This is a genomic window from Bradyrhizobium sp. P2_E8, from assembly GCF_056403875.1.
The window spans coordinates 1-1,747 of record NZ_JBFUES010001301.1 but is presented as its reverse complement, the minus strand read 5'-3'; the positions used below and the strand labels follow the sequence as shown (position 1 = coordinate 1,747).

The window sequence follows — 1,747 nt, the reverse complement described above, 5'->3', positions numbered from 1 at the left end:
CGCCATGGTTGAATGCAAGCTCGCTGCCATGCGCGGTCTGCTCGCGCAATTCGCGCCACATCTTCCAGCACACCCAGAGCAGCAGCACGCCGCCGGCGAGCAGGAGGCCGATTACCTGCAGGAGCTGGGTCGCGATGCCGGCAAAGACGATGCGCAAGACCGTGGCCGCGACGATGCCGACGACGATGGCGCGCCTGCGCTGCCCGGCCGGCAGGCCGGCGGCGGCAAGGCCGATGACGACGGCGTTGTCGCCGGCGAGCACGAGGTCGATCAGGACAACCTGGAGCAGCGCCGACAGCGCGTCGGCGGTGATGAACTCAGTCATGATTGATCAATTTTCGGTGCGGACGGTTCGAACCATTGCGGCTTGCGGCGTTCGATCCAGTCGAACACCTTCGAGCGGGCGGAGCGCAACGCAGGCACGTCTTCGGCGAGCAATGCGAGACCGAGCGGCAGCATCCAGACGCCGAGCACCGGCAGGAAGGAGAACACGCCGCCGACGACGAGCAGCGCGCCGGAGGGAATCCTCACCCAGCGGCTGGACGGCTTGAGCAGATAGGTGACGGTGTCGCCCATGCGGGGCGGCAAACGATGGACGAGCCTGTCAAGGCGCGGATCACCGCCGGCCATCTGGCCGGTGTTGCCCGCGGTTCCGGTCGTACGCTCGTCCGATGTCGCGCTCATGCTCACTCCTTTGGGAGGGTGCCTGCCGCACCCGGTCCGACCTGCTTGGCGCGCGGCAATACCAGCGTCAGCAGCCGCAGCAGCTTGATCGCCTGCACCTCATGGGGATGCACGTCCTCGTCCGCGGCCGCAACGCGCTCCGACAGCTCCATCAGATGGGACGAGAGCGGCATGTTCGAGACCGGCCGCAGCGTGTCGATCACCACATTGGCAAAGTCCGGCTCCTCCAAACGTTCCGCCAGCTCGTCGAACATCGCGAACAATCGGTCGTCGCCGATATGCGGCGCCAAACCGCGATCCCTGATGAAGCGGATCACCTCGTCGCGCTCGACCGGCGAGACGCGCCGGTCGGCGACCGCGACAAGCGCGCCGGCGATGATCAGCGCAGCCGCAGCCTGCTCATTGAGGCTGGACGGTTCGGCAATCTCGAGTTCGATCGGGTTGGAGTATTTGGTGTCAGACATCGATGCTCCTCAACGTTGCGAAATGGCCGCGCGGAGCTGCGATGGGGACGATTGGGTCGGAGGGAACAGAGAAGGCCCGACGATCGGCCGATCCATCGCATTCGCGCGGGACAGGTCATCCGACATCGCGAGGTTGGCCGACATTCGTCGGCGGCCTCGCCAGAGGGGCCCGGATTCTTGTTCTGCTCACAGATAAAGATGGGCCTGTCGGAATCAAGGCGAGGCGACTGCGACCAGCCGCCGCATCGGTTCCATGGTGCTATCTATGGAAGCTGCTCAGCATCGGCTCGTGTCCCGGACGCGCTGCAGCGTGCAACGCTGCTGCGCAGAGCCGGGACCCAGGAGGCCACGCATTCTGCTGCAACTTGGGCCCCGGCTCTGCAGCGCACCGCCAACAAGCGTTGCGCTGCGTCCGGGGCACGAGAAAACTATGGTGGCAGCAGTTGCTTCCACATCGTCATTGCGAGCGTAGCGAAGCAATCCAGAATCCCTCCGCGGAAAGACTCTGGATTGCTTCGCTGCGCTCGCAATGACGGAGTGTGGGCGACAGCGTCGCCCCTTCAATTCACCCGCTCCACAAGATGCGCGCGCGACGGTGA

At 65.3% G+C, this 1,747-nt stretch carries 3 protein-coding genes; all 3 read right to left on the bottom strand.

The features are described from left to right. The coding region (locus AC1D00_RS39810; RefSeq protein ID WP_477014465.1) for a TerC family protein at positions 1-325 on the bottom strand (325 nt) is incomplete at its 3' end. Beyond that, positions 322-684 carry a hypothetical protein gene (locus AC1D00_RS39805; protein WP_477014464.1) on the bottom strand — a complete coding sequence of 121 codons (363 nt, stop codon included), beginning with the start codon at positions 682-684 and terminating at the stop codon, positions 322-324. The genes AC1D00_RS39805 and AC1D00_RS39810, both read right to left, overlap by 4 nt. Before the next feature lie 2 nt (positions 685-686). Continuing rightward, positions 687-1,148, bottom strand: a complete 462-nt coding sequence (locus tag AC1D00_RS39800; RefSeq protein ID WP_477014463.1) for a tellurite resistance TerB family protein — start codon at positions 1,146-1,148, stop codon at positions 687-689. Positions 1,149-1,747: the final 599 nt, after the last annotated feature.